This window comes from Kribbella sp. NPDC031520, from assembly GCF_055580825.1.
The window spans coordinates 1-19,847 of the sequence record NZ_JBVIKS010000007.1 but is presented as its reverse complement, the minus strand read 5'-3'; the positions used below and the strand labels follow the sequence as shown (position 1 = coordinate 19,847).

19 protein-coding genes are annotated in these 19,847 nt (G+C 68.1%); 7 read left to right on the top strand and 12 right to left on the bottom strand.

Annotated elements, in window-relative coordinates:
• Window positions 1-3: 3 nt before the first annotated feature.
• From ACZ5BU_RS32560 to ACZ5BU_RS32545, 4 genes are read left to right on the top strand one after another with little or no spacing between them, the layout of a single operon-like run.
• The gene (locus tag ACZ5BU_RS32560; RefSeq protein ID WP_465704288.1) at window positions 4-696 is read left to right on the top strand and encodes a response regulator transcription factor; all 693 of its coding nucleotides are present in this window, start codon (window positions 4-6) and stop codon (window positions 694-696) included.
• Complete coding sequence (locus ACZ5BU_RS32555) at window positions 686-2,545, top strand: sensor histidine kinase (protein ID WP_465704287.1); 1,860 nt, start codon at window positions 686-688, stop codon at window positions 2,543-2,545. Before ACZ5BU_RS32560 ends, ACZ5BU_RS32555 begins: the two co-directional genes overlap by 11 nt.
• Complete coding sequence (locus ACZ5BU_RS32550) at window positions 2,542-3,294, top strand: hypothetical protein (protein WP_465704286.1); 753 nt, start codon at window positions 2,542-2,544, stop codon at window positions 3,292-3,294. The genes ACZ5BU_RS32555 and ACZ5BU_RS32550 overlap by 4 nt, the downstream gene beginning before the upstream one ends.
• 2 nt (window positions 3,295-3,296) lie before the next feature.
• Window positions 3,297-3,719: an MmcQ/YjbR family DNA-binding protein gene (locus ACZ5BU_RS32545; protein ID WP_465704285.1), complete on the top strand. Its 423-nt coding sequence runs from the start codon at window positions 3,297-3,299 to the stop codon at window positions 3,717-3,719.
• 44 nt (window positions 3,720-3,763) lie between these two features.
• Here the strand turns inward: ACZ5BU_RS32545 and ACZ5BU_RS32540 are convergent, their stop codons facing one another.
• The 8 genes from ACZ5BU_RS32540 to ACZ5BU_RS32505 form a co-directional block, all read right to left on the bottom strand.
• Entirely contained in the window at window positions 3,764-4,195 is a 432-nt protein-coding gene (locus ACZ5BU_RS32540) for a hypothetical protein (protein ID WP_465704284.1), read from the bottom strand.
• A 9-nt stretch (window positions 4,196-4,204) separates the two neighbouring features.
• The gene (locus tag ACZ5BU_RS32535; protein WP_465704283.1) at window positions 4,205-4,615 is read right to left on the bottom strand and encodes a type II toxin-antitoxin system prevent-host-death family antitoxin; all 411 of its coding nucleotides are present in this window, start codon (window positions 4,613-4,615) and stop codon (window positions 4,205-4,207) included.
• A gap of 220 nt (window positions 4,616-4,835) precedes the next feature.
• Complete coding sequence (locus tag ACZ5BU_RS32530) at window positions 4,836-5,792, bottom strand: LLM class F420-dependent oxidoreductase (protein WP_465704282.1); 957 nt, start codon at window positions 5,790-5,792, stop codon at window positions 4,836-4,838.
• Entirely contained in the window at window positions 5,793-6,536 is a 744-nt protein-coding gene (locus ACZ5BU_RS32525; protein ID WP_465704281.1) for an SDR family oxidoreductase, read from the bottom strand.
• A gap of 8 nt (window positions 6,537-6,544) precedes the next feature.
• On the bottom strand, window positions 6,545-7,198 hold the full coding sequence (locus tag ACZ5BU_RS32520) for a histidine phosphatase family protein (RefSeq protein WP_465704280.1): 654 nt from the start codon (window positions 7,196-7,198) through the stop codon (window positions 6,545-6,547).
• Window positions 7,199-8,248, bottom strand: a complete 1,050-nt coding sequence (locus tag ACZ5BU_RS32515) for a phosphotransferase family protein (RefSeq protein WP_465704279.1) — start codon at window positions 8,246-8,248, stop codon at window positions 7,199-7,201.
• Window positions 8,241-9,017 carry an SDR family NAD(P)-dependent oxidoreductase gene (locus ACZ5BU_RS32510; protein WP_465704278.1) on the bottom strand — a complete coding sequence of 259 codons (777 nt, stop codon included), beginning with the start codon at window positions 9,015-9,017 and terminating at the stop codon, window positions 8,241-8,243. The genes ACZ5BU_RS32515 and ACZ5BU_RS32510 overlap by 8 nt, the downstream gene beginning before the upstream one ends.
• Entirely contained in the window at window positions 9,014-10,255 is a 1,242-nt protein-coding gene (locus ACZ5BU_RS32505; protein WP_465704277.1) for an acyl-CoA dehydrogenase family protein, read from the bottom strand. Before ACZ5BU_RS32505 ends, ACZ5BU_RS32510 begins: the two co-directional genes overlap by 4 nt.
• Before the next feature lie 55 nt (window positions 10,256-10,310).
• Here ACZ5BU_RS32505 and ACZ5BU_RS32500 point away from each other — a divergent pair, with 55 nt between their 5' ends.
• Window positions 10,311-10,898: a TetR/AcrR family transcriptional regulator gene (locus tag ACZ5BU_RS32500; protein WP_465704276.1), complete on the top strand. Its 588-nt coding sequence runs from the start codon at window positions 10,311-10,313 to the stop codon at window positions 10,896-10,898.
• A gap of 39 nt (window positions 10,899-10,937) precedes the next feature.
• On the opposite strand, the gene ACZ5BU_RS32495 is transcribed toward ACZ5BU_RS32500, so the two are convergent.
• The 3 genes from ACZ5BU_RS32495 to ACZ5BU_RS32485 all read right to left on the bottom strand — a co-directional run bounded on the left by ACZ5BU_RS32495 (window position 10,938) and on the right by ACZ5BU_RS32485 (window position 15,990).
• Window positions 10,938-13,061 (bottom strand): prealbumin-like fold domain-containing protein, encoded by a 2,124-nt coding sequence (locus ACZ5BU_RS32495; protein WP_465704275.1) that lies wholly within the window; start codon window positions 13,059-13,061, stop codon window positions 10,938-10,940.
• Between the two features lie 411 nt (window positions 13,062-13,472).
• The gene (locus ACZ5BU_RS32490; protein WP_465704274.1) at window positions 13,473-14,930 is read right to left on the bottom strand and encodes a M81 family metallopeptidase; all 1,458 of its coding nucleotides are present in this window, start codon (window positions 14,928-14,930) and stop codon (window positions 13,473-13,475) included.
• Between the two features lie 46 nt (window positions 14,931-14,976).
• On the bottom strand, window positions 14,977-15,990 hold the full coding sequence (locus tag ACZ5BU_RS32485) for a LacI family DNA-binding transcriptional regulator (RefSeq protein ID WP_465704273.1): 1,014 nt from the start codon (window positions 15,988-15,990) through the stop codon (window positions 14,977-14,979).
• 112 nt (window positions 15,991-16,102) lie between these two features.
• Between ACZ5BU_RS32485 and ACZ5BU_RS32480 the strand changes: the two genes are divergently transcribed.
• Window positions 16,103-17,998, top strand: a complete 1,896-nt coding sequence (locus ACZ5BU_RS32480) for a discoidin domain-containing protein (RefSeq protein WP_465704272.1) — start codon at window positions 16,103-16,105, stop codon at window positions 17,996-17,998.
• Here the strand turns inward: ACZ5BU_RS32480 and ACZ5BU_RS32475 are convergent.
• Window positions 17,989-19,242, bottom strand: coding sequence for an amidase (locus ACZ5BU_RS32475; RefSeq protein ID WP_465704271.1), 1,254 nt, complete (start codon window positions 19,240-19,242; stop codon window positions 17,989-17,991). The two genes, ACZ5BU_RS32480 and ACZ5BU_RS32475, sit on opposite strands and share 10 nt — an antisense overlap.
• Window positions 19,243-19,310: 68 nt before the next feature.
• On the opposite strand from ACZ5BU_RS32475, the gene ACZ5BU_RS32470 reads away from it, so the two are divergent.
• Entirely contained in the window at window positions 19,311-19,760 is a 450-nt protein-coding gene (locus ACZ5BU_RS32470; protein ID WP_465704270.1) for a GNAT family N-acetyltransferase, read from the top strand.
• Window positions 19,761-19,847 lie beyond the last annotated feature (87 nt).

Sequence of the window (19,847 nt, the reverse complement as noted above, 5' to 3'; positions counted from 1 at the left end):
GGTATGCCAGCGCGGATTCTGGTCGCCGAAGACGATCTCAAGCAGGCGGAGCTGATCCGGCGGTACCTCGAACGGGAAGGGCACCTGACCGTCGTCGTGCACGACGGGCGGGAGGCGATCGACGAGGCCCGTCGGCGCAGCCCCGACCTGCTGGTGCTCGACGTGATGATGCCGAAGGTCGACGGTCTCGACGTCTGCCGGGTGCTGCGCGCGGACGGGGACGTACCGATCATCATGCTGACGGCCCGTTCCACCGAGGACGACCTGCTGCTCGGGCTCGACCTCGGCGCCGACGACTACCTGACCAAGCCGTACAACCCGCGCGAGCTGGTCGCCCGGGTCCGGACCGTGCTGCGCCGTACGCGGATCCGGTCCGAGGGCGAGGTGTACCGGGTCGGCGAGCTGGAGATCGACCCGTCGCGGCACGAGGTACGGCTGGCGGGCCGGCCGATCGACCTGACGCCGGCCGAGTTCAAGATCCTCGCCTGCCTGGCCGCCTCGCCGGGGCGGGCGTTCTCGCGGCAACAGCTGCTCGAGCACGCGTTCGGCTTCGACCACTACGTGTTCGACCGGACCGTCGACGTGCACGTGATGAACCTGCGGAAGAAGATCGAGCCGTCGCCGGGCGTACCGACGTACCTGAAGACCGTGTACGGCGTCGGGTACAAGCTGGTGGAGGCGGCACATGCGGCATAGCGTGCTAGTTCGTTTCCTCGGGCTGTCGCTCGCGGTCGCGCTCGGCGCGGTGATCGCGACCGCGTTGATCGCGACGTACAGCACCTCGGAGAAGCTGCAGGGTGAGATCGACGCGAACACCGGTCAGCTGCAGGTCGACGGCGAGATCTACGGCGAGCTGTCGAAGTACGCGGCCGACCATCCCACGTGGTCGGGAGTGGACAAGGTGGTGCACGACCTCGCGAATCGACTCGGCCGGCGGATCGCGGTGACCACCGAGGACGGGACGGTGATCGCGGACTCGGCCCGGATGCTCGGCGCCGCCCCCGAACTCCCATCGGTGCCTGCAGCAACCATCGACGCACGCGGCAGCGGGATCGGCAAGCTCAGCGGGACGACCGTATTGCAGGCCCGCAAGCCGGTGACCATCACGGGCGGTTTCGCCGCGACGGCTTCGATCGGGCCGCCGTTCAGCGCGTATCCCGACTGGGGCTTGACCGACGACGAGCTGAAGCAGCGGAACCAGCTCGCGAAGCAGGCGGTGGGTTGCCTGACCGCCAAGGGCAAGGCGGCGAGTGTGGCTGACGGCGCCGGAACGGTTCCACAGGTGATGATCCAGTCGACGCAGTCGGTGGCCGGGATGCGGGTGAACGCGAGCACACCCGGCGAGGACGAGTGCCTGCCGCCCGGGCTGAACGCGCCGAGTGCGAAGGCGAAGATCGTCAACGACGACGAGGTACGGCGCTCCACCGCCTGCCTCGACGCCGCCGGGATCGGGTACAAGATCAACGACTACTTCGGTCTGCGATCCGTCGAGCCGATCGCGAAGGCCGACCTCGACGACACGTTCGTGAACTGCGTGACCCAGGCCCACGTGCAGGCGCTGACGCCGTACGTCGCTCCGCCGGCGAAGCTGTACCTCGGGGCGAAGAGTACGTTCAACGTGTTCTCGGGCGAGGGACTGGCCCGTACGGCGGCGACCGCGCTCGGCGTGGTGCTGATCGCGGCGCTGGTGATGATCTTCGCGGGGCGACGGTTGGTGCGGCCAATCGTCGCGCTGACCGGAGCGGCGCAACGGATGCGGAACGGCGACCACGCGGCCCGGGTCCCGGTCAGCGGAAAGGACGAGGTGGCGCGGCTCGGCCACGCTTTCAACGACATGGCGGAGGCGATCCAGCGGCACGACTTCCAGCGCAAGGCGATGGTGAGCGACGTGGCGCACGAGCTGCGGACCCCACTAGCCAACATCAAGGGCTACCTGGTGGCGTCCGAGGACGGCGTCGTCCCCCTCGACGGTGCCCTCGTCACCTCTCTGCTGGAGGAGACAGGCTTGCTGGAGCACCTCGTCGCAGACCTCCAGGACCTGGCCCTGGCCGACGCCGGCATGCTGCGTCTGCACCCCGCTCCCCGTGACCTGACCGAGCTGGCCCAACAAGTCGTACTGGCCCACCAACCCACCGCCGAGGCAGCCTCCGTCACCCTCACGTCCACAACGTCCGGGCCCGCACCAGCCGTTGTCGACAGCGCCCGCATTCGTCAGGCTCTCGGAAACCTCGTGTCGAACGCGATCAGGTACACACCGACCGGCGGCCGCGTGGTGGTCGGCGTACGGCCTGTGGACAACGGCTACAACCTCAGCGTCACCGACAACGGCACCGGGATCGCGCCCGAGCACCTCCCGCACCTGTTCGACCGCTTCTACCGCGCCGACGTCTCCCGCACCCGTACGACCGGCGGCAGCGGCCTCGGACTCGCCATCACCAAGCACCTCGTCGAAGCCCACCAAGGCCGGATCACCGTGACCAGCCGTCCCGGATCGGGTTCCACGTTCACGATTTGGCTCCCTTCCGCTGCCACACTGTCCGGGTGACGCAGCCCCCCAACGCCCCCGGTCCGTACGGCCCTCCGAACAACGGCCGGCAACAACAGCCCGCCTACGGCAACGGTCCCGCGCAACCTCCGTACGGAGGACCGGGTCAGGCGCCGTACGGCGGGCCGGCGGCTGGACCTGGATACGGGCCGGGGTACCCGCCCGGCGGGCCGGGGTACCCGCCCGGCGGCGGGCCGCGGTACGGAGGTCGTGGGCCGCGGCGCGCGCCGTTGTTCGTCGCGCTCGGCGTCGTCGTCGTACTGGTCCTGCTGGCCCTGCTCGGCGTCGGCGTGCTGCTCGCTACCCGCTCCAGCAGCGACGACGCGGGCGGACCAACCCAACCGTCGACCGCCCCGCTCCCACCCACCGCCACCTCGGAACCGAGCGCCGGCCCGAGTCAGGTCCCGCCACCGACCACACCGGCAACCGCCACCCCACGCCTCGCGGAGGCCAGGACACTCGCGACCAGGTTCATCGCGTACTTGAACGCGAACGACCAGGCGCACGCCACCGCGCTCGGCTGCGAGGAGAGCAGGAAACTGCTGACCGGCCAACTCATCGTGATGGTCGACGCACCCACCAAGCTGGCAGTCACCGGACCAGGCGTCTCGGTACCGAGCTACTACCCGCGGATCTCGGTCCCGTTCTCCGGCACGACGAACGGCTCCGCCCCGCTGAGCGGTACCGTCGACATCATGGACGTCCCGTCCCGCCCACTCTGCGTTCGCCTGACGTCGCTGCAGCACTGACCATGGCACCCCGCAAGGCCCGCCTGGCGGACGTCCACGAGATCGCCGCCGGCATGCCCCACGTCACCAAGTGGGAACGCGACGACGGCACCGACCGCCCCGTGTACCAGGTCGGCGGCAAGTCCTTCGTCTTCTTCCGCACCCCACGCCCCGACGCGGTAGATCCCGCCACCGGCGAGAAGTACGACGACGTGATCATGATCTGGGTCGAATCCGAAGCCGAAAAGCTGGCCCTGGTCAACGGCGACTCGACCCCGTTCTTCACCACGCCCCACTTCGACGGCCACCCCTCCGTCCTCATCCGAGCCCGCGACCTAGGCGCCCTGACCAAACAAGAACTGACCGAGATCATCCAAGACGCCTGGCTCTCCCGAGCCTCCCCCCGCCGCGCAACCACCTGGCTCCAAGCCCACCGCCTGACCTGACCCCGCTGCCACACCCAGCCCGTGCGTACCCGTGCCCGGCTGAACTACGTGCCGTTCGTGTAGAAGTCAGCCAGCCGTTGGACCACTTCCGCTTTGGTCATCGCGCGTACCTCGGCCTCCGGGATACGTGCATCGACAACCAGAGCCCGGACAAGTCCAGCAGGTATGGCTTCAACTGGAGCCGCCGGCGCTTGCCGATCCGGGACCACCTTGTCCTCGACACACGCCCAGAACTCGTCAGCGGACACCGCGAGCTGGTCGCGCAAGATGTGTGCCCAGATCGAAGGACCGTAGTCGGTGCGGTCGACGGGGTGGCTGATCCGTGTGTACAGGATGCGTCCGTCCGGCAGCGGCAGTTCGTAGTTGACGTGGTGGGTTCCTCGTCTACCGGTCGCGCGCCGGCGTTCGGTCCAACCTTCGACGAGGCAAAAGCTCTGGTGATCTGTGCGGGTGGCCGGACGGCGATGCTCACTCACGATGCGTCCTCAGGCCAGCAGCCACGCATGGAGCTGCTCGTCCGACGACAACGCGACGATCTGGACGAGCCCCCAGTTATCTGCGTGGTTGGGTGCCAGCCGCAGGTGGTCGACCCATTCGTCGGCGTACGCACGGAGCGCGTCAACCATCTCCTCCGCCGCCTGGTCGAGCGTCCCTCCATCCGCGGCGACCGGAAGCCCCGGGATCATGATCGACCAGCCGTCGTTCTCGGCAACGACGAGCGCACCCGATGGATGCACGCTGGTCAGAAAATGCACCAATCGATCCGCGTCCACCGCCGCCACCCGCCGCGTATCCCGCGTCACGGTCGCCGGCCGTCCATCCTCAGCCGCATCCAAGATGTCTTTGAAGTGCTCCCGGGCATCCCGAACACTCCGATACTCAACCTGCGAACCCATCGCACCCCTTCCAGCTGGTGTACACAGCGTACACGGTGAACACGCCACCCCCAATCGGTCCGCGCAGCCGGCCGCGGGCGGACTCTCACGCATCACCTCGAGCCGAGCCGCCGCGGCAATCCCGGTAGTACAGCCGTCCCCCGCGAGTACCTCCGTCCCGCACCACCTCCCCGGGCGCGCCGAAGGCGCCACAAGACAGCCGCCGCGAAGCGGTGTCCTTTTACGTGGGCTGGTTGGGGGCTAGAGCTCGGGCGGCTTCTACGAGGCTGGTGGCGGTGGGGAGGGTGGCGATTATGGGGGTGTCCAGGCCGTTCTCGACGTAGCGGTTGATTTGGGTTCGGCATTGGGCGGGGGTGCCGTGGACGATCAGGTCGTCTACCAGGGACTCGGGGATGGCGGCCATGGCGGCGTTGCGGTCGCCGGTCGACCAGGCGTCGCGCATGGGTTTCATCACGGAAGCTCGGCCCAGCCAGTCGTGGAAGGCGGCGTAGCCGGGGACGGTCAGGTAGGTGGCGATGAGGTAGCGGCCGATGTTGCGGGCCATCTCCGCGTCTTCGGTGACGCAGACGAAGATGCGGGCGGCGAGTTCCTTGCCGGGGCCGAGTTCGGCGCGGACCTGCCGTACGTCGTCCGCCGACAACCAGTTGGTGATCGCGCCGTCGGCCTCGCGTGCGGCGAGCCGCAACATCTGTGGTCGGAGTGCGGCGAGCATGATCGACGGCGGTACGTCGGGCGCCTTCTCCAGCCGGAACCGCTGGATCGTGAAGCTGTCGAACTTCCCGTCCACCCGCTCCCCCGCGAACGCCTGCCGCAGGAACCGCAGTACGTCGCGGGTCCGCGCGAGCGGTGGGTCGTACGCGATCCCGTTCCACCCGGTCACGATCGTCTCGGACGACGCCCCGATCCCGAGGACGAACCGTCCGGGGGCAAGATCCGCCAACGCCGCCGCACTCATCGCGAGCGCGGCCGGCCCGCGGGTGTGCACCGGCACCACGGCCGTCCCCAACCGCAAGGACGAGTCCCATTCGGACGCGAGCACCAGCGGCGTGAACGCATCCGCGCCGGCCACCTCGGCCGACCACAGATCGGTGTACCCCAACGAGTACAGCTCCGAGATCAGCGCACGGTGCTCACGCAGCGGTACGCCGGTCAGCGGAACGGTCAGCCCCCAACGCATTCAGATCATCCTCTTCAGCAACGGCAGCGGCGCCACCCGCAGCACCTGGGCGAGCGGCCACCACGGCCGCGCCGGAACGTACGCCTTCGCCTTCTCCGCCTCGATCGCGGCGACCATCGCCCGCACGCCCGGCTCGGTGTCGACCATGAACGGCGCCTTCGGTACGTGCTCGTTCATCTCCGACCGGATGTACCCGGGGTAGATAGTGCTGACCTTGATCGGCTTGGCCATCAGCTCGAGCCGCAGACCTTCACCGATCGACGCCAGGCCGGCTTTCGTCGCGGCGTACGTCGTGACGGTCTTCGGGAACCCGCGCAGCGCGGAGATCGACGCGATCAGCACGAGGTGCCCGGCGTTCCGCGCCCGGAACAGCTCCAGCGCCGCCTCGACCTGCGCGAGCGCGCCGACGAAGTTCGTCAAAGCGGTGTCCCGGTTCGCCTCGAACTGCCCGCTCCCGAGCGGCGCGCCCTTCCCGAGACCGGCGTTCACCACGATCCGGTCCAGCGGCAGCTCCGCGTCGATCGCGCGGAACACCTTGAACACCTGGTCGTGATCGGTCACATCCAGACTGTGGACAACCACCGAAAGCTGTGGATGACGCTCGGCCAGCTCGTTCCGGAGCGCTTCCAGTCGTTCGGTACGCCGGGCCGTCAGCGCCAGGTTGTGCCCGTTCGCCGCGAACTGCCGCGCCATCTCCGCACCGAGGCCCGAACTGGCACCGGTGATCAGGATGTTCCGTCGCATCGGGTGTCCTATCTATAGGTGAGCAGGTCGGCACCGAGGTGGACGTGCTCGTTGTAGCTCACCACAGTCAGCCCGGCCCGCCCGGACACGACCTTCGTGATCGCCGTGTTGATCGTCACCGGGTTCAGCTTCGTCCACAGCCCGTCGCCGCCGGACAGCAGCCGTCCCACCACGGCCGCGATCGGACCACCGGACGTGAACACGAGCGCAGTCTCGCTCTTCCCGAGTCGCTCGGCAGTACGTCGTACCGCTGCCTCCGACCTGTCGCAGAACGCCTGGAACGTCTCGGAGTACCCGTCGCCGCCGTCGATCCACCGCTGCGTCGCGGCGCTGAACACGTCCTGGAACGCCCGCCGCGGGTTCCCAGTACGCGCAAGATCAGCCACCATCACCGCGTGAAGCTTGTACGACGGCTTGTAGGCGACGAGCACCTCCTGATGATCGAACTCGTCGTACCCCGCATCCACTTCCGCCGTGAACCCGGCGAGCGACGCCGTCTGCTGATGCCGACGCATCGAACCCGAAACCACCAGCCCCGGCTTAACGTCCGCCAAAACCCCAGCCAGCCGCGCAGCCTGCTCCTCACCCAGCGGCGACAGCTTGTCGTAGTCGTGCGCACCGAACGACGCCTGGGCGTGCCGGATCAGGTAGATGGCACCCACTCACGCCTGCCGGATGATCCTGCGGCAACGCCGCTCGAGCAGGTTCACCGGAAGCCAGAAGTTCTTGAACCGCGGGTTCCGGGTCTGCTTGTGGTGGTAGCGGTAGTAGATCTGCTGCGCGATCACCGCGAGCCGGAACAGCCCGAACACCTCGTAGAACGCCCAGTTGTCCACAGGCAGTCCGGACTGCTTCACGTAGTACTGCACGATCTCGTCCCGCGTGAGCATGCCCGGTACGTCGGACGGCTGCAGGCGGAACCGGCGGAACGCCCAGTCGTCGTCGGCCTGTACCCAGTACGCGAGCGCGCTGCCGAGATCCATCAACGGATCGCCCAGTGTGGCGAGCTCCCAGTCCAGTACGCCGACCACGCGCAGCGGATCGTCCGGATCGAGTACGACGTTGTCGAGCCGGAAGTCGTTGTGGATAACACAGGTCCGGACATCCACAGGCTGGTTCGACGCGAGCCAGGCCATTACGCGTTCGTAGCTCGGTACGTTCCACGTCTTCGCCTTGCGGTACCGCTCGGACCAGCCGCTGACCTGGCGTCCGACGTACCCGGCGCCGCGCCCGAGATCCTGCAGACCGGTGGCCGCGGGATCGACCGCGTGCAGCTCCGCGAGCGTGTCGATCAACGTGAACCCGAGCTGCCTCGTCTGCGCCGCCGTCAGGTCGGCGCCGAGCGAATGGTGCCCGGGGATCGTCCCGGCGACCCGCTCCATCACGTAGAACTCGGAACCGATCACGGACTCGTCGTTGCAATAGGCAACCATCTCGGGGACGTACCGGAAGACCGGTTTGAGCCCTTTCTGGATGCGGAACTCGCGGCCCATGTCGTGCGCGCTCTTCGCCTTCGTACCAGCCGGCGGACGGCGCAATATCAGGTCGTGCCCGGAATAACTCAACAGATACGTGAGATTCGACGCGCCGCCGGAGAACTGTCGAACCTCCGGCAGACCGTCCGGTACCGCGGTCTGTTGCCGCAGCCAAGCATCCACCGCGGGTACGTCGAAGGCGTCCTCTTCGCGGACGGCCCGCGCGCCATCAGCCATCCTTGGCCTCGGACCGCTGCCGCGCCCGCTCCGCGATCCTGCGCATCTGACTGTTGTACAGCGGCCGGGCCAGCCGCTTCGTCCAGTACGCGACCCGGGCCGGCCGGTCCGGGATGATCAGGTGCCGCTTCTTGTTGATCCCGGCAACGACCGCCGCGGCGATGTCGTCGGCAGTGCGTGGCGACTTCTCGATCAGCTGCCGTGCGGTCGCACCCATCGCACTGTCGGCGCCGCGGATCGAATCGGCCAGGTTGGTGCGGAAGAACGACGGGCAGACCACGGAAACGCTGACGCCGTACGGATGCAGCTCGTGCGACAGCGTTTCGGACAACGCGACCACCCCGGCCTTCACCGTGTTGTACGAACTCATCATCGGCGGATGCACCAGCCCGGCCGCCGACGCGGTGTTCACGATGTACCCGGACCGCTGCCGCTTGAACATCGGCACGAACGCCCGGCACCCGCGGACCACGCCCATCAGGTTGATGTCGACGACCCGGTCCCACTCGTCGAGCGTCTCGACGTCGATCCGGCCGCCGGTCGCGATCCCGGCGTTGTTCACCAGGATGTCCAGGCCGCCCCAGTTGTCCTGGCACCACGCGACCGCCGCGTCCCAGTCCGCCGGGCTCCGGACGTCGAGCTTCAGGTACGAAGGACCCCCTTCGTCAGCCACGTCGGTACTGAGCACTTGATGGCCGTCGGCAACGAACCGGGCGACCAGCGCCGCGCCGAGACCGCTTGCGGCGCCGGTGACGAGGACACGACTCACTTGGCCTCCTGAACGGCGGAGAGGTACGACGCCAGCTCGATCCTGGCGATCACCCCACGATGCACCTCGTCCGGCCCGTCGGCCAGCCGCAACGCGCGGGCACTCGTCCATGCGGCCGCGAGCGGGAAGTCGTCGGACAGCCCGCCACCGCCGTGCAGCTGGATCGCCATGTCGATGACGTCCTGCGCCATCCGCGGTACGGCGACCTTGATCTGACTGACCTCGCTCAACGCACCGGCCAAGCCTTGGGTGTCCAGCAGGTACGCCGTCTGCAGTACGAGCAACCGTGCCTGGTTGATCGCGATCCGCGCGTCCGCGATCCGCTCACGGTTGCCGCCGAGATTGACGAGCGGCTTGCCGAACGCGGTCCGGCTGGTACCGCGCTGCAGCGCCAGCTCGAGCGCCTTCTCGGCAAGACCGACCAGCCGCATGCAGTGGTGCACCCGGCCCGGACCGAGCCGGCCCTGGGCGATCTCGAACGCCTTGCCCGGTCCGACCAGGATGTTCGCGGCCGGAACCCGTACCTCGGTGAAGGACACCTCGCCGTGGCCGTGCGGCTCGTCGTACCGGCTCATCGCCGGCAGCAGACGCTCGACCTTCACGCCCGGGGTGTCGCGCGGTACGAGGACCATCGTGTGCCGCGCGTACCGATGGGCGTCCGGGTCGGTGAGCCCCATGAAGATGAGCAGCTCGCAGTCCGGGTGGCCGACGCCGGTGCTCCACCACTTGCGGCCGTTCAGTACGACGTCGTCGCCGTCGAGGATCGCGGTCGCCTGCATGTTGGTGGCGTCCGAGGACGCGACGTCCGGCTCGGTCATGCAGAACGCGGACCGGATCGTGCCGTCCAGCAACGGTTCCAGCCAGCGCTTCTTCTGCTCGTCGTTGCCGTACCGGAGCAGAACCTCCATGTTGCCGGTGTCCGGCGCGTTGCAGTTGAAGATGTACGGCGCGATGAACGACCGGCCGGTGAGCTCCGCGATCGGGGCGTAGTCGAGGTTGCTCAGGCCTTCGCCGTACTGCTCGTTGCCAGGCTCCGCCAGTGGCAGGAAGAGGTTCCACAGGCCGGCCTCGCGCGCCTTCGCCTGCAGCTCCTTGACGATCGGTTGCGGCTGCCAGGGATCACCGGCCGCGCGAATCGCCTGGTGCAACTCGGCCTCGACCGGCTCGATCTCGGTGCGCAGGAAGCTGTCCACGCGTCCGATCAGCGCTTGCGCCCGGGCCGAAGGTTCGAACCCCATCAAGACTCCTCTCCTCGGCTTGACCGTAGCTCAGGCTCTAAGCAATGCTCAATAGATGGAACACCGTCTGACAGCGGACGACCGCAAGAAGCAACTGGTCAAGATCGGCCTGATGATGCTTCGCGACAAACCGATCCACGAGCTGTCCGTCGACGCGATCGCCGCCGAGGCAGGGATCTCCCGCGGGTTGCTGTTCCACTACTTCCCGAGCAAGCGGGACTACTACGTCGCGGTGATCGCCGCGGCCGGCCGCCGGCTGCTCCGCGTCACCAAGCCGGACGAGTCGCTCTCGCCGGAGCAACAGCTCCGCGAGATGCTGGTCCAGTTCGTCGCGTTCATCACGCGCCGGCGGACGGCGTACATCTCGTTCGTCCGCGGCGCGGCCGGCGGCGACGACTTCGCCGTCGAGGTGTACGACGAGACCCGCGCGGGCCTGACCAAGCGGGTCCTCACGTACCTCGGCGTACCCGAGGTGGCCGACGACCCGAAGTCGGCGGAGTACCTCCGCGTCCACGCCTGGCTCTCGTACACCGAGGACCTGGCCATCGAATGGTCCGGCCTGCTCGAAGAGGACCGCCCGTACTCTCCCGAGCACCTCGTCGAGCACGCGATCGAGGCCCTGCAGCTGCTGCGGAAGTTGTAGACCGGGGCCGACCCGTCAGGCCGGCCCCGGTCCTTCGGGTCAGCCGTTGGCGAGCGTGAACCGCTCCACACCGCAGGCCGAACTGGTCGGGTTGTTGTTCGCGTCGCCGCTGTAGGTGACCTGCCAACGCCAGGTACCAAGGGTGCTCGCGATGAACGACGTGTTGGACGTGCTGTACGTGCCGTTGCCGCTCACAGTCACGGTCTGGGTGTACGCAGGGGCGCCGGCGCACGTGGCGTCAGCGGGAGCGAACAGGCTGAACGTGACAGTGCCGGTCGCAGACTTTCCGCCGCTGATCGTGGCGTCGTCGTTGGGCAGCAGGTTCGGCGCCGTGGTGATCGCCGGGCTTGCCTTCGTCACGACAAGGTGCTCACTCGTGCAGGCACTCGTCGCTCCGTTGTTGTTGGCGTCGCCGCTGTAGACGGCCTGCCAGTAGAAGTCACCTGCAGTGTTGAAGGTGATCGCGTTCGAGTCGGGTACGGCGCCGTTCGTCACGGTCACCGTTCCGGCCGCCTGCGCGCCGGCCGAGCACGCGGTGTCGGTGTAGACGGTGTAGGTCACCGTTCCACCGGCAGTCGCGGTCGCGTTCGACAACGTCGCCGAGTCGTGCACGGCCCCGCCGGCCTCGATGGTCGTCGCGGACAGCGTGGTGGCGATCGTCGGCGACTTCTTGCCTACGACCAGGTGCTCACTCGTGCAGGGGCTGGTCGCGCCGTCGTTGTTGCCGTCACCGCTGTACACGGCCTGCCAGTAGAAGTCACCGGTCGAGTTGAACGTGATCGCGTTGGAGTCGGGTACGGCGCCGTTCGTCACCGTCACCGTTCCGGCCGCCTGCGCGCCGGCCGAGCATGCGGTGTCGGTATAGACGGTGTACGTCACCGTTCCACCGGCGTTCGCTGTTGCTCCGGTCAACGCTGCCGAGTCATGGACGGTGCCGCCGACGACAATCGTGCTTGCCGACAGGGTTGTCGCGATCGTCGGGTGGTTGTTGGCGTGGTTGGTGTACGTACAGTCGACCAGACCGCCGGACGCCATGGTGATGCTGACCGTGGCACCGCTTGGCGTGCCACTGGTTCCGGTCCCCGACACCGTGCACACCAAACTCTTGAGCGTCCAGCCGGCCGGCAAGGTCGACTCGGTGACGCTGTAATTGCCAGGCTGGACCTGTGTCGCGCTGCTGTAGGTCTCCGACTGCCCGTTCGACAGTGAGAACGTCGCCGGGCTCAGTCCACCGGTGGTCGTGTACCCGAAGCTGGCGTCACCGTTCTCGGTCACCTTCCGGATGATGATCTTGCCGCAGTTGGAGATGTTGACCGGCTGCGGTGCGACGAAGTCCTTGACCTCGGCCGGGAACGACGCCGACGAACGGCTCTTCAGGAACGCACTGCCGAACGCGGTGCACTGACCCGCCGGGAAGATGCCGGCCGCGGTCATGTTGATCGCAGCCTCGCCGAACTCCAGTGCGGCGAGAGATCCGCCCGCGACCGCCTCTGAGATGGTGCCGGTGTTGACCGCACCTTCGGCAAAGCCGGCGGCGCTCAGGTCGACATGCTGGCCCCAGCACGGCAAGGCGTTCGCCGAGAAGCACTGGCTGGTCGAGCCCGTGGTCGTCCACTTGAGCAGGCCGAGTACCGGGTTGCCGCCACCGTTGGTGAAGTCGAACGTGATCAGCAGGTCGCCGGCGCTCCGGTTGAGCGTCTTCGGGCCGGTCGTGGTCAGGTTCGGCTGCGCCAGCTTGTTGATCTCGAAGTCCATGTTGGCGGAGCCGAGGACGTTCGAGCGCTCCCATGCCAGGTAGAGGAACGTGTTGGAACCGACGACCTCGTTGCCGACGTAGAAGCGGGTCAGGTCGCTCTTCTGCGGCGGAATGGACCCGGTGACCACAGTGACGGCCGGGTCGTCTTCCTTGGTGCCCTGACCGAACGAGTTGTCGGTCGAGCCGCTGGCCAGGTCGTCACCGCGGACGCGGTTGATGGTGCTCGATACCCAGTCCTTGTTGCCGGTGGTGTTGACGACCATGTTGCCGTCGTTGCCTTCGAAAGTACTGCCCGCCAGGTTGGCGTCGGCCGCCGGCACCATGGCCAGCAGCAGCGTCGCGGTGGACGCGAATATCAGGGGTCGCCGGAGACGCCGGAGCGTCTGCGACGTGCTTCGCGAAGTCACGCTTGTGCCCTTCCGATGTGGAGCACGGAACTGCGGTATCACAGCCGTGTCCGGGCGCTGCCCCAACAGTGGGGACGCGGCATCGCCCTGCGGTCACACAGGACGTCAGCAGGCGAATCCCCGGGAACGGGCGAGTCGGAGATCAGCCGTCAGGCACGCCGAACCACGGCGGCGCACGCGCCACACCTGACACACATCGACGATCCATGGGTCCCCCGCCTGGAACGTCACCGGCGTCGGGTCCCCACCCCCGGCAACGCTCCGTAGCGATCAGCGTCACCACGTAAGCGCTACCCCCAGCACCACGATCACGAGGCGTCATGAAGCTACACCGGGCCCTACGCCTCAGCAAGAGGTCGAACAGATGCTCAGGGCAACCTCAGCGGGCGGCCACCGGCGGCATCCGGGTACCTACGGTAGGAGTTCGGGTGTCAGGTCCGGGGTGTCCATCTCGGGGTCGAAGGGGTAGAGGGGGCGGACGACACCGTGGTGTCCCAGGCGAAGGAGATCTTGGTCTACGCCGCCGGGGGTCAGCGCCAGCAGCCAGTCGGCGGCGAGGGTGTAGAGCTCGGGTTCGAGGTAGCCGATCTTCACGATCACCAGGTCGGTCTTCGCGGGGTCCAAACCGAGGAGCGTGAAGTCGGCCAGGTGGTGGTACGGCTTGCGGCGGGTGGTGAGGATCGAGTGCAGACCGCCGGCCTTGACGACGGCGACCGTGCCGCCGACCGGGTCCTCGGAGATCGAGAAGACGGTGCCGGACAGCGCAACGGGACCGGACGGGCCCGGGTCGACCTTGCCGCCGGCAGTGACCTCGACCGGGTTGCCCACGCCGGCCGCGACGCAGGCGGCCACGGCGTCCGGGTCGGTGATGCTGGCGTGGATAGCGGTGGCCGCGCCGGACGTCAGGTCCGCGACCTTCAACAGTTCGCCGAGGGTCCACGAGACGTCCCCGGCGCCGCCCGCGGTCGGGTTGTCGCCGGAGTCGCTGATCAGGAACGGCCGCGCAGTACTCGCGAGACCGGCCGCCACACACTCCGCCAACGTCCCAGTCGGAGCCACGAACTCGAACCCGTCGCGCGCATCCCAGTAGGCCTTCGCCAACTCCTCCGCCCGCGCGGTGATCAACTCGGTGTCGTCCCCGGTCACCACAACGGCAGCCCGGCACCGTGGCTCGTCCGCCCACGCGTACCCGACCCAGACAGCCGCATCCAGCACGCCCGGCTCGTCCGCGATCTCGGCCACCCGCTGATAGATCGACTTGGCGGGCTCGAGCCGCGTCGATGTCTTCTCCCCCGGCAGCAGCACCGGCACCTGGGTCCACGCCTTGCCCGGCTTGCCGAGGCCGGACCGCAGCCGCTCGACCAGGTTCCGCAGGGCCCGCTCGCGGCTCTCGAGTGCGTCCTCGTGCGGGGCCATCCGGTAGCAGGTGATCAGATCGACCGCCGTCCCGAGCTCCCGCGACACGTTCCCGTGCAGGTCCATCGAGGCGGACATGAGTACGTCGGGACCGAGCACGTCTCGGATCCGCGTGGCGAGCTCGGCCTCCGCGTCCTGCCGTCCGACGACGCTCATCGCGCCGTGGATGTCGAAGAAGAACCCGTCCAGCTCACTGGCGTCCTTCAACCGGGTGATGATCTCCGCGGACAGGTCGTCGTACACCTCCGGCTGGACGGCCCCGCCGGGCAGCGACCGTGCGTGCAGCAGCGGCACCCACTCGATGCCCTGCGCCCAGTCCTTGCCGAGGAAGTCGTCGTACCGCTCGAGCAGGTGGTCTCCGCGCCGTACGTCGAAGTCCGCCAGCCCGGCCCGGTGCGGCGAGAACGTGCTGGACTCGATGGCGATCCCGGCAATGCCGATCCGAAGGTTCATGCCCAAAACTTGCCACAACCAAGCCGTTTCGCGCACTGCCTACCGCTCAGTTGTGGACACCTGTCGAGCCGCGGACGATCAGCTCGGTGGCGAGTTCCACGTGCAGGGCTTCCAGTTGGTGGCGGTCCAGGAGGCGGGTCAGGAGGCTGACTGCCATGCGGCCCATTTCCTGGAGAGGCTGGCGGACCGTGGTGAGTTGCGGGGTCGTGGCGCGGGCCAGGTCGAGGTCGTCGAAGCCGGTGACGGAGAGATCGTGGGGGACGCTGAGCCCGGCTTCGGCAGCAGCTTGTAGAGCTCCGATCGCAGCCTTGTCGTTGAAAGCGACGAGCGCGGTGGGACGCGGGGTGAGGGCGAGGAGTTCGCGAGCGGCTCGGTAGCCGTGCAGGGTCGTCGGCTGGTCGTGCCGTACGAGCGACGGGTCGGGGAGGATGCCGGCGTCGGCGAGCGCGGCGGAGTGGCCGCTGAGGCGGGCGTCCGCAGCGAGCCACTCGCGTGGCCCTGCGATCACGCCGATCCGCCGGTGCCCGAGCGCGGTCAGGTGGGCAGTCACCTGCCGGGCGCCGGAGTGGTGCGCGGCGGAGACGGATGGGATGTCGCGTGGGAGCGTCGTCCGCGGATCAACCACCACGAACGGGAATCGGCGCGAGCTCAGCCGAACGAGATCCTCGCTCGGCTCGGGCGGCAGGATCAGGATCGCGCCGCCGATGCCACGCCGGGAGCCGAGCCGGGTCAGTACGGGATCGTGCGCCGCGGCTTCGCCGGCGTTCAGGACGACCTGCCGGCCGTGCTGCTCGAGCGTTTCGGCGATCGACGACACGATCAGGCCGAAGTAGTCGGTGAGGACGTACGGGCAGCGGACGTAGACGGCGCCCTCGACCGGTTTCGCCGTACCGCCCCGAGGTTGCGGCGCGGGCAGCCCGAGCTCCTCGATGGCCTGCTCCACGAGCCGCCGGGTCTCCGGCGTCACGCCATCGAGTTGGTTGACCACCCGGGACACGGTCGCGAGCGAGACGCCGGCCGCGGCCGCGACGTCGCGCATCGTCGCTCTAGCGCGAGGCATTTGTTACATCGCCTTGTTTCACGCTCAGCACTCTAGACCTACGCTCCCAGGCCTTGACAGTGGTCGATCTCCGGCGTGTCCTGGGGCCGTTTGTTTCATCCCGAGGAGTGCGATGAAAACACCAGCCTTCGGCGTCGCCCTTGCTCTCGCGGCGGCGTCACTCACCGGTCCTGCCCAGGCCCATCCCCCGACGACCCAGGTCCGCGTCTGGGTCACCACCCCCGATCGCTCCGAGCTGCTGCACGAGCGCGCGCCGATCTCGTTCCACGACGGGGCGAGCGACCGGACCACGATCACGGTCGACCCGCGGACGACGTACCAGACGATGGACGGCTTCGGCGCCGCGATCACCGACTCGTCCGCCGCCGTTCTGTACCGGCTCAGCCCGGCCGATCGCGAGCAGACGATGCGCAAGCTGTTCGACCCGGAGCAGGGCATCGGCGTCAGCTTCCTTCGGCAGCCTGTCGGTTCGTCCGACTTCACCGCGGCGAGCACGCACTACACGTACGACGACGTACCGGCCGGGCAGACCGACTTCGGCCTCGAGCACTTCAGCATCGCGCACGACGAGCAGCAGGTGCTCCCGCTGCTCCGCCGTGCCAAACAGCTCGATCCACAGCTCAAGGTGATGGCGACGCCGTGGAGCCCGCCGGCCTGGATGAAGACCGGCGACTCGCTCGTCGGCGGCCGGCTGAAGGACGACCCGAAGGTCTACGACGCGTACGCGCGCTACCTGGTGAAGTTCGTGCAGGCGTACACGAAGGCCGGCGTACCGGTCGACTTCCTGTCCATCCAGAACGAGCCGCAGAACCGCAAACCCAGCGCCTATCCCGGTACGGACATGCCCGTCCGGCAGGAGGCAGCGGTCGTCACCGCCCTCGGACCGCTGCTGCAGGAGGTCAGCCCGCGGACCAAGATCCTCGGGTACGACCACAACTGGACCACGCATCCCGGCGACATCGCGTCGACCCCGCCCGGCGAGGACCCGGAGACGGACTACCCGTACAAGCTGCTGCAGACGCCGGCGGCGAAGTGGATCGCGGGGACGGCCTACCACTGCTACTCCGGCGATCCGTCCAAGCAGACCGACCTGCACAACGCGTTCCCGTCGAAGGGGATCTGGTTCACCGAGTGCTCCGGTTCGCACGGGCCGAACGACACCCCGCCGCAGATCTTCCGCGGCACGCTCACCTGGCACGCGCGGACGCTGATGCTCGGTACGACGCGGAACTGGGCGAAGTCGGTCGTCAACTGGAACCTCGCGCTCGACTCGACCGGCGGCCCGCACCTCGGCGGCTGCGACACGTGCACCGGGCTGGTCACGCTGCAGCCGGACGGTACGGTCACCACCGACGCGGAGTACTACACGATCGGCCACCCGTCGAAGTTCGTGCGGCCGGGGGCGGTGCGGATCGGGAGTACGTCGTACGGGACGACCGGGTGGAACGGTCAGCTGATGTCGGCGGCGTTCCGGAACCCGGACGGTACGACTGCGCTCGTCGTCCACAACGAGAACGACGATCCGCGGAGCTTCGCGGTCGCGGTCGGCGACAAGACGTTCGAGTACGACGTGCCTGGTGGCGCGATCACGACGTTCGTCTGGGGGCGGATGCCTGCGGACCTACCGCAGGAGCTGTCGGCGCGTAGCGCGACGGCAAGCGACAACTCCGCCGACGCGGGCCAGCTGATCGACCACGACGGCTCGACCGTCTGGCAGAGCAAGGCCGCGCAGACGCCGGGTCAGTGGGTGCAACTCGACCTCGGAAAGGCGGAGACCGTCAAGCAGGTCGCGTTGGACAGCGGTGGGAACGCCGGGGACTTCGCGCACGGGTACGAGGTTGCGGTGAGCAACGACGGCTCGGCGTGGAAGACCGTGGCGACCGGTTCGTCCACAGGACAACTCACGACTGTGGACATCCGTCCGGTGCACGCGCGGTACGTCCGGATCACGCAGACCGGGAGGGCCGGCAACTGGTGGAGCCTCGCGGATGTGCGGGTCTATCGCTGAGCTTCCAGCCAGCACGCGATCGCGGCGGCCTGTTCGTTGCTCTTGGCAATGACCTGCAGGCCGACCGGGAGGCCGTCAGCCGGGATCGGCAGGCTGACGGCCGGGTGGCGGGTGAGGTTCGCCAGGCGGGTGTTGTTGAGGAGTTGCCTGCGTACTTCCAGGCCGCCGTCTGAGGTGTCGGCTGCGGTGATGAGTGGTGCGGTGGTGAGGACGGTCGGGGTGATCACAGCGTCGACCTGTCCAAGAACAACATCCAGCTCGGCTCTGACGACCTCTGCTTGTTGTTTCGCTCGCTCGTAGTCGGCCGGCTGGACTTGTGCGGCCTCACGTAGACGCTGTTGGACGTCGGGTTGGTAGCGGTCGCGGGCGCGGGTGGCGTGGTTGGCGGATGCTTCGGGTCCTTGGAGGTTGGCTGCTGTGGTGAAGCTGTGGTCCCAGTCGGGAAGCTGTACCTCGACTGCTCCGAACGCTTGTACTGCAGCTGTCCATGCGCTGCTGACCTCAGGACTGAGCTGGAGGTACTCCGGGTTTGTGACTACGCCCAAGCGAGGGGTGTGTAGGACGGTCGGCGTGGGCCGGGTGGACGGCTTGGTCAGGGCGGTCAGGGCGTAGGTCGCGTCGGTGGCCGTTCTGGTGAGGAGGCCGACGTGGTCGAGGGATTGCGCGAGCGGGAAGACTCGGTCGGTGGGCAGGGTGTCGTAGGCCGGTTTGAAGCCAACGACCCCGCACAACGCAGCCGGGATGCGGACTGAGCCGGCGGTGTCAGTGCCGATCGCGAGGGGGACCACGCCGGCGGCGACTGCGGCGGCTGAGCCGGAGCTCGAGCCGCCGGTCATTCGCGTCAGGTCGTGCGGGTTGCGGCACGGGCCGACGCGGTTCGACGTACCGGTGCAGCCGTACGCGAACTCGTGCGTGTGGGACAGCCCGATCACGATCGCCCCGGCCGCGCGCAATCGCCGTACGACCTCCGCGTCCTGCTGACCGGTCCGGTTCATCGACGCGGACCCACACCGGTACGGCAGGCCCTCGACCTCGATGATCTCCTTCACCAGCACGGGTACGCCCGCGAGCGCGCCGGTGCGGTCGTGCGTGGCCGCGGCCTTGCGGGCACCGTCCACGTCGAGGTGCACGACGGCGTTCAGGCCGGCGGCGTCCGCGGCCCGCGCCAGCACTTCCTCGACGAGGTCTACTGGGTCAAGCGTGCCGTCCTGCACCCCGGTGGCGATCTCCTGCAGTGTCCTCACTCGCACATCAGACCACGGAGAGGAAACGGAAACAGCAGCGTCATGCCAAGTTGCTACCGTCCGATGGCATGGTGATCGAGGGAGTGGAACTGCGCACCGCGCCGCCGACAGACCCGGACGTCCTGGCTCTGACCACCGCGCAGCAGACGGAGCTCGCCGCTCTGTACGGCGAGGACCAGCCGCTCGTAGGTCTGCACCCGGACATCACGTTCACGCTGCTCGCACTCGACGGGGCACCGGTCGGTTGCGTCGGCCTGCAACCCGTGGGGCCTGGTCTCGGGGAGATCAAACGGATGTACGTCGCCCCTTCCGCGCGCGGCTGGGGGCTCTCGCGGCTGCTGCTGGAGGCTGTCGAGGAGCAGGCCCGATCCGTTGGCCTCACCAACCTCCGGCTGGAGACCGGCACCAAGCAGGTCGAGGCGATCGCGCTCTACACGAACCACGGCTACCACCCGACGCCGCCGTACCCTCCGTTCGAGAACGAGGTCGTCTCACGCTGTTTCGCGAAGCAGCTCTAGATGTGATGTCCAGGGAGGTTGTCCCGGTCGGTGGCGGTGAGTCTGTGTGACAGGTGAAGGCCTCCGGTTGTGAAGTGGAGCTGTCTA

Coding starts and splice junctions, on each gene's coding strand:
- ACZ5BU_RS32545 (WP_465704285.1), top strand. CDS start 3,297: ATGGCACCCCGCAAGGCCCGCCTGGCGGACGTCCACGAGATCGCCGCC.
- ACZ5BU_RS32515 (WP_465704279.1), bottom strand. CDS start 8,248: ATGGCTGATGGCGCGCGGGCCGTCCGCGAAGAGGACGCCTTCGACGTA.
- ACZ5BU_RS32535 (WP_465704283.1), bottom strand. CDS start 4,615: ATGGGTTCGCAGGTTGAGTATCGGAGTGTTCGGGATGCCCGGGAGCAC.
- ACZ5BU_RS32505 (WP_465704277.1), bottom strand. CDS start 10,255: ATGGGGTTCGAACCTTCGGCCCGGGCGCAAGCGCTGATCGGACGCGTG.
- ACZ5BU_RS32470 (WP_465704270.1), top strand. CDS start 19,311: ATGGTGATCGAGGGAGTGGAACTGCGCACCGCGCCGCCGACAGACCCG.
- ACZ5BU_RS32485 (WP_465704273.1), bottom strand. CDS start 15,990: ATGCCTCGCGCTAGAGCGACGATGCGCGACGTCGCGGCCGCGGCCGGC.
- ACZ5BU_RS32480 (WP_465704272.1), top strand. CDS start 16,103: ATGAAAACACCAGCCTTCGGCGTCGCCCTTGCTCTCGCGGCGGCGTCA.
- ACZ5BU_RS32555 (WP_465704287.1), top strand. CDS start 686: ATGCGGCATAGCGTGCTAGTTCGTTTCCTCGGGCTGTCGCTCGCGGTC.
- ACZ5BU_RS32500 (WP_465704276.1), top strand. CDS start 10,311: ATGGAACACCGTCTGACAGCGGACGACCGCAAGAAGCAACTGGTCAAG.
- ACZ5BU_RS32560 (WP_465704288.1), top strand. CDS start 4: ATGCCAGCGCGGATTCTGGTCGCCGAAGACGATCTCAAGCAGGCGGAG.
- ACZ5BU_RS32525 (WP_465704281.1), bottom strand. CDS start 6,536: ATGCGACGGAACATCCTGATCACCGGTGCCAGTTCGGGCCTCGGTGCG.
- ACZ5BU_RS32490 (WP_465704274.1), bottom strand. CDS start 14,930: ATGAACCTTCGGATCGGCATTGCCGGGATCGCCATCGAGTCCAGCACG.
- ACZ5BU_RS32530 (WP_465704282.1), bottom strand. CDS start 5,792: ATGCGTTGGGGGCTGACCGTTCCGCTGACCGGCGTACCGCTGCGTGAG.